7 protein-coding genes are annotated in these 6,594 nt (G+C 69.7%); 3 read left to right on the top strand and 4 right to left on the bottom strand.

The annotated features are described in order from the left end of the window. Positions 1 to 959, bottom strand: a 959-nt coding sequence (kdgT, locus tag VED21_RS10365; protein ID WP_324882269.1) for a 2-keto-3-deoxygluconate transporter, incomplete at its 3' end; no start/stop codon positions are given. Positions 960 to 1,643: 684 nt separating this feature from the next. Here kdgT and VED21_RS10360 point away from each other — a divergent pair. From VED21_RS10360 to VED21_RS10350, 3 genes are read left to right on the top strand one after another with little or no spacing between them, the layout of a single operon-like run. Beyond that, positions 1,644 to 2,399, top strand: coding sequence for a phosphate ABC transporter substrate-binding protein (locus VED21_RS10360; protein ID WP_324882268.1), 756 nt, complete (start codon positions 1,644 to 1,646; stop codon positions 2,397 to 2,399). A gap of 15 nt (positions 2,400 to 2,414) precedes the next feature. Next, positions 2,415 to 3,230 (top strand): phosphate ABC transporter substrate-binding protein, encoded by an 816-nt coding sequence (locus VED21_RS10355; protein ID WP_324882267.1) that lies wholly within the window; start codon positions 2,415 to 2,417, stop codon positions 3,228 to 3,230. A 13-nt stretch (positions 3,231 to 3,243) separates the two neighbouring features. Next, positions 3,244 to 4,620, top strand: a complete 1,377-nt coding sequence (locus VED21_RS10350; RefSeq protein ID WP_324882266.1) for a TAXI family TRAP transporter solute-binding subunit — start codon at positions 3,244 to 3,246, stop codon at positions 4,618 to 4,620. Between the two features lie 31 nt (positions 4,621 to 4,651). Here VED21_RS10350 and eda read toward each other — a convergent pair whose 3' ends face one another. The 3 genes from eda to VED21_RS10335 form a co-directional block, all read right to left on the bottom strand. Beyond that, positions 4,652 to 5,290, bottom strand: coding sequence for a bifunctional 4-hydroxy-2-oxoglutarate aldolase/2-dehydro-3-deoxy-phosphogluconate aldolase (gene eda, locus VED21_RS10345; protein ID WP_324882265.1), 639 nt, complete (start codon positions 5,288 to 5,290; stop codon positions 4,652 to 4,654). Next, positions 5,271 to 6,023 carry a GntR family transcriptional regulator gene (locus tag VED21_RS10340; protein ID WP_324882264.1) on the bottom strand — a complete coding sequence of 251 codons (753 nt, stop codon included), beginning with the start codon at positions 6,021 to 6,023 and terminating at the stop codon, positions 5,271 to 5,273. Before VED21_RS10340 ends, eda begins: the two co-directional genes overlap by 20 nt. 14 nt (positions 6,024 to 6,037) lie before the next feature. Then, the coding region (locus VED21_RS10335; protein ID WP_324882263.1) for a PfkB family carbohydrate kinase at positions 6,038 to 6,594 on the bottom strand (557 nt) is incomplete at its 5' end.

The raw sequence follows: 6,594 nt of genomic DNA, 5'->3' as shown, positions 1-6,594 counted from the left end.
TAGCGGGGCGACAGGACGCCGTAGCGCTTGGCCCACCACGCGGTGAGGACCGGGGTCAGCAGCGAGGTGACGACGACGCAGGTGGCGACCAGGGCGGTGGCGGCCGGGGCGACCGGGGCGAACGTCGGCTCGATCGAGGCGATGATCGGCGGGACCGTGACGGCGGCACCGGCGGTCGAGGCGGCACCCACGCCGGCCGTGCCGTTGCCCTTGGCCAGGAAGATATCGGCGATCACCAGCGTGAAGCCCGTCACCACGATCACCGCCAGACCCAGCACGATGCCCAGCAGGCCGGTGTTCAGGATGGTGGTGAAGTTCAGGTTGTTGCCCAGCGCGAAGGCGAAGAAGGGCACCATCACCGGCACGGCCTTGCCGAAGAATTCGCGGAAATCCTTGTCCAGGTTGCCCAGGATGAAGCCGATGACGAAGGGCAGCAGGGCGCCGACCATGGTCTGCCACGGGAAGCTGGCGAGCCCGGCGAGGCCCAGCGTCAGCATCGTCATGAACGGGCCGGACTCCAGGCACATCAGGCAGAAGGCGCCGGATTCCTCCTTGGTGCCGTACTGCTGCATCAGCGCCATGTACATGCCGCCGTTGGTGTCGTTCATGGCGGCGATGATCGCCAGCACCGACAGCCCGGCGAAGAAGCCCGAGGTGACGCCGTCCGCCGGGATGAAGAAGGAGGCGACGACGCCCGCCGTGGCGGCGGTGAGAACCTTGACCGAAACCAGCACGCCGCTCTTGCGCAGGACCAGCGGCGTGGCCTTCAAGCTGATGCTGGCGCCGATGCAGAAGAACCACACGGACAGGATCGGCAGGGTGCCGGTGATCAGGCCGTTGGTGAAGGACCCGAAGAACTTGCCGGTACCGGGCGCGAAGGTGTTGAGGCACGCGCCCAGGAACAGGGGCAGGATCATCATCCCGCCGGGGATGCGATCGATCCGGGACTTGATGTTCATCGTCGATACTCCTTGGCCGATCCAGCGTAGCGGATCTTGCAAGGTCGCTGGAGCGACATTGTTCGAAGAAGGTCGTGGCCGGGCGGCGCCGTCACTGGGCCCATCGTAAGGGGGCCCATCGCAGGGGCGCGCGCCGCAAGGGGGCCGATCGTCGGCGGCGGTGTCCGTGCGCCGGGTAACCTTCGTCCGTCGGGACGCTCCGGGATGTAGACCGGGTCATTGGGATGCTCCTCCCCAAGCCACCGGGCCGATGCGCTTCCCCTTCTTGAAGGGTGGCCGACCTGCGGCGGTTCAGGTGTGTGTGGCGGCGCCGCTTTCTCCCGAGGGCGTCCATGGCCGATTTATACTAATATACTAGTGTGCATGGCAAGCCCGAAACGCACCCTCCGCCACCGCCTGACACAATGTCGCACCCCATGCGTTCGGTTGGCCGGTACCGATGCCTGAGCGCGAAGGCGCGCGCACCTGATACGCATCGGCTCCCGGTGCTGTCGATCAGCACTCCCCTTCCGAGCAGTGTCGGCCGCACGAAGACGCGGCATTGCGCGACGAGTCGGACAAATCGGGCGGGACGTCCATTTATCTTGCCTTTTATCTATTGCAAAAGTCAGTTTTAAAGAAAATCCACAGCCCGGTCCACGGAGGGAATTCTTGAGCAATTCGGCCCATGAGGAATTCACGAAGATGACCACTGTCGGCTCCGTCCACATCCGGGGTTCGGCCACGCTGATGGCGCCGGTTCAGGCGGCGGCGGAGGGCTTCATGGGCGAACAGCGCGGCCTGATCGCCACGGTGTCGGGCGGCGGCACCGGGCGCGGCATCCGCAGCGTCATCGACGGCACCGCCGATCTTGCCATGTCCTCCGCCGAGCTGGACGGCGGCGACCGCAAGAAGGCGGCGCGCCAGGGCAAGGAACTGGCCGTCCATCTTCTGGCGCACGACGCCATCCTGCCCTGCGTGCACCCCGACAACCCCGTGCGCGACCTCTCCATCGAGCAACTGCGCAGCGTCTACAGCGGCGAGACCACCAACTGGCGCGAACTGGGCGGGCACGACGCGCCCATCGCCGTCACCTCCTATGACCCGCTGTCGGGCACCTACGAGGCGTGGCACGCCTTGGTGCTGCGCGACGAGAGCATCACGCCCAAGGCGACGATCCTGGAAACGTCGGCGCTGCGCGCGAGGGTGGCGAAGGACCCGAACGCCATCGGCTACATCGCCCACACCTTCCTGGACGCTAGCGTCCGCGCCGTGTCGGTGGAGGGAAAGGCGGCCACGGCCGAGACGATCCGCTCCAGCGCCTATCCGCTGCGCCGGCCGCTCAGCCTCGTCTCCCTGAAGGCACCCAGCGGCGCGGTGCAGCGGTTCGTGGCCTACATGCTCGACCCGGCCAAGGGGCAGAGACTGCTGGCCGCCGCCGGCAACGTGCCCGTGACCTGATCCGGAGAGGCTGCAATGAAACGACGCGACTTCCTGGCCATCACCGGCGCCACGTCCGCCGGGCTCCTCACCGGCGCCTGGACGCTGCCCTGGCAGCACAAGCCGGCGGAACCGCTGCTGATCGCCGGTTCCACCAACGTGCTGCCCTTCACCAAGGCGCTGCTGCCGGCCTTCGGCAAGCACCATGGCGGTCTGGAGATCATCACCGACGGCGGCGGCTCGCTGGCCGGGCTGATCGCGCTCAAGCGCGGCGCCATCGACATCGCGGCCATGTCGCGCGAGCTGAAGCGGGCCGAGGACGACGGGCAGGTCTGCGACCACCTGTTCGGCAAGGACGCGGTCGCCGTCGTCACGGCGCCCGGCAACCCGGTGGGCGGCGTCACCCGCGTCGAGGTGCGCGACGTGCTGGCCGGCAAGATCACCGACTGGGCGGACCTCGGCGGTCCCGCCGGCCCCATCGACGTGATCAACCGCGCCCCGGGCTCCACCACCCGCAAATGGATGGAGGAGAACGTCATGGGCGGCGCCGAGATGGCCCGGCACGTGACGCTCGCCGCCTCCGCCGCGGCGCTGGCGTCCGCGGTGGCCGCCAACCCGCGGGCGCTGGGTTTCCTGGCCACCCGCGACCTGACGGGGAACGTGAAGCCGATGGCCGTCAACGGCGTGGCGATCGGGCGGGCGACCATCTATTCCGGGCGCTACCCGCTGACCCGCTCGCTTTATTACGTGACGCGCACCAGCCCCGCCGAGCCGGTGCGCCGCTTCCTCGACTTCGTGCGCAGCGCCGAAGGGCAGGATGCGCTCGAACCCGACCTGCTGCGCGTCTACTGAACGAGGCCCTTTGATGGCAAGCCATGGCGAGAAGCTGCTCGGCAAGTTCCTGGAGCGGCTGCAGCAGAACCCGAACGTCCGGCGCGGCATCGGCATCGCGCTGGTCGCCGCCATCCTGGCGGGAGCGGGGTATTTCGTCTTTCAGATGATCCCGCGCCAGTACACCCTGACGATCACCGGCGGCGAGATCCTGGGCAACCGGCACTTCGTCGCCAAGGCGATGCAGGAATCCGCCGCCGAGGCCGGGCTGACGCTGCGCATCAAACCCACCCACGGCACCTTCGAGGGGCTGGAAGCGGTCGAGGCCGGCACGCTGGACCTCGCCCTGGTGCAGGGCGGACTGGAAGGCAACTATCCCAACGTCCAGCACGTGGCGACCCTGGCGCCCGAGCTGGTGCATTTCCTCGTCCGGCCGGAGATCAAAGCCGTCCAGGACCTAAAGGGCAAGTCGATCAACCTCGGTTCCAAGAGCGGCGGCACCCGCGTGGTCGCCAAGCAGATCCTCGGCCTGTCCGGGCTGGAGGAGGGCATCGATTACGTCGAGGTGAACCACGGCGTGGACGACATCGTCGGCATGCGCCCGGAACGGCTGCCGGACGCGGTGGTCAACGTCTCCTTCCTGCCGTCCTACCTCGCCGACTTCCTGGTGAAGGAGCGCGGCTACCGCCTGCTGGAGATGCCGTTCCCCTCGTCGCTGGCGCTGCGCCTGGGCTGGGTCGCCGACGGCCGCATCCTCGGCTACATGTACAGCATCAGCCCGCCGGTCCCGGCCGCCGACATCAAGGTGGTCGGCGTCAACCTGCACCTCGTCGCCAACAGGAATGTCGACCCCAAGGCCGTCTACAAGGCGCTGGAGGTGCTGTACAGCCCGACCGTCGCCAGCCGGCTGCGCATGCGGCTCGACGAGACGAACATCGCCCTGCCGTCGGGCTATCCGCTGTCCGATGGCACGCTGGCCTTCATGGCGCGCAACAGCCCGATGCTGTCGGCCAAGCTGCTCGATCAGGCCAAGAGCCTTTTCGGCCTGATCATGACGTCGCTGTCGGCCTTCATCGTGCTGTGGCGCTGGTTCAGCGGCCAGCAATCGACCGAGGACAAGGCTTTCAAGGGCTACGTCAAGCAGGTGGGTGAGATCGAGCGCGAGATCCGCGTCATCGACCTGAACGAGAACGCCACCGAAGCCGACATCGCCGCCGTCGCGGCCAGACTGTCGGAACTGAAGGAGAAGGCGTTGAAGGAATACCCCTCCGGCATGTTCAAGAACGACTCCGTCGTGGACAAGCTGCTGGCCGGCATCGCCGACACGCGCCGGTATCTGCTGGCCGTCCGGGCACGCGTGGAAAGCCGGCGCGCCGCGGCGGCGGCGCCAGCGCCCGAACCGGTGGCGTAACGCACCACCGGCCCCGCCCGCCTTGGCCCCCTCAGCCGCCCGCCGCCAGCGCGGCGGCTTCGCGGGCGAGGCGTTCGATCTCGTCCCAGCGGCGGGCCTTCACCGCCTCGGCGGGCGTCAGCCAGGTTCCGCCCAGCGCGAAGACGTTGGGCAGGGACAGGATCTCGCCCACGTGCTCGGCGCGCAGGCCGCCGGTCGGGCAGAAGCGCACCTCCGGGATCAGCGGCGCCATGCCCTTCAGCGCCGGGGCGCCGCCGTTCAGCATGGCGGGGAAGAACTTCAGCTCGCGGAAGCCGTGCTCCCAGGCGATCAGCGCCTCGGTCACCGTGGCGATGCCGGGCAGGTAGGGGATGCCGGCCATCTTGGCGGCCTCGGCCAGCCGGTCGGTCAGGCCGGGGCTGACGACGAAGCGGGCGCCGGCATCGCGCGCCCGAGCGAACTGCTCCGGCCGGATCAGCGTGCCCAGGCCGACGATGGCCTCCGGCACCTTGGCGGCGATGGCCTCGGCGCAGGCGAATGCCGCGGGGGTGCGCAGCGTCACCTCCAGCGCCGTCAGCCCGCCGGCGACCAGCGCCCGGGCCAGCGGCACGGCCTCCGCCGGGTCGTCGAGCACGAGCACCGGAACGACGCGCGGTCCGGTCAGGATGGGTTCAAGAAGCGGCAGGGACATGGCGGGGCCTCGTCTGGAAATCGCTGTTCACGGGTCCCCCGGAGAAATACAGCGGGGTGGCGTGGCGGACGTCATCGATGGTCAGTTGCAGGCCGTCGAGGTGGGTAACCATGGCCGCGACGGCGCGGTCGGGATCATGGTCGGCAATGGCGTCGACGATGCGCTCGTGCTCGGCGATCACCTTGCCGATGTGGCCGGCGACGGGAAGGGTCAGGCGGCGGCAGCGGTCGACCTGCACCTTGACCTGCTGCACCACCGCCCACACGCCGGGGGACCCGGCCATGGCCGCGATCTGCGCGTGGAACGCCTCGTCGGCCTGATGGAAGCCGTCGGGGTCCCCGGCCGCGTCCGCCTCGTGCTGCTGTTCCACGAAGGCGCGCAGGCGGGCGATCTGGCTGCGCGTGCCAAGCTCGGCGGCCATGCGGACCGTGGTCTGCTCCAGCGCCCGGCGGATCAGGCTGGCTTCGGGCAGGGAGGAGAGGGGGATGCGGGCGACGAAGGTGCCGGACTGCGGGAAGATCTCGACCAGCCCTTCGTCGGCCAGCTTCAGCACCGCTTCGCGCACGGGCGTGCGGCTGACGCCGTAGGCGGCGGCCACCTGCTTCTCGACCACCGGCGCGCCCGGCGGGCGGCGCAGCGACACGATGGCGTCGCGCAGGTCGCGGTAGATCGTCGTCGCGGCGGTGCCCCTGCGGGTGGGGCTGGGCCGTGTAGGGGTAGGGATTGCGGCCATGGCGCCCTCGCCGTTCACGACCCGGCGGCCATTGCCGCGCGCGGAATGATGGCGCCGCGGTGCTGGATGACCACGGCAGCCAGCCGATGGCCGGCGCGCGCCGCGTCCTCCGGCATTCGACCGGCAAGGCGCGCGGCGAGGTAGCCGGCGCTGAAGCTGTCCCCGGCGGCCGTGGTGTCGACGACGGTCGCCACGCGCTCGGCCGGCACCAGAGCGTCCCGGCCGTTGCCGACCACGCGGCAGCCGGGTTCCTCCAGCTTCAGCACGATCTCCGGCACGCCGGCCGCGCGCACGCGGTCCAGCACGGCGGCGGCATCGGCGTCGTCGTACAGGTCGCGCAGGTCGCCCACGCCGGGCAGCGCGATGTCCGTGCGCGCCAGCATGGCGTCGTAGGCGCGGCGCGCCGTCTCGCGGTCCGGCCACAGGCGCGGGCGCCAGTTGGTGTCGAAGGCGACGCGGCCGCCGCGCCGGCGGACGCGGTCGAGCAGCGGGAACAGCAGCTCGCGCCCGCGCTCGCCCCAGATCGCCAGGCTGATGCCGGAGAGGTAGAGCAGGTCGTAGCCTTCCAGCG

The organism is Azospirillum sp. (assembly GCF_035627195.1).
Taxonomy (GTDB): Bacteria; Pseudomonadota; Alphaproteobacteria; order Azospirillales; family Azospirillaceae; genus Azospirillum.
Note: the sequence above shows the minus strand (reverse complement) of the source record. Positions and strands in the feature narration are given on the sequence as shown.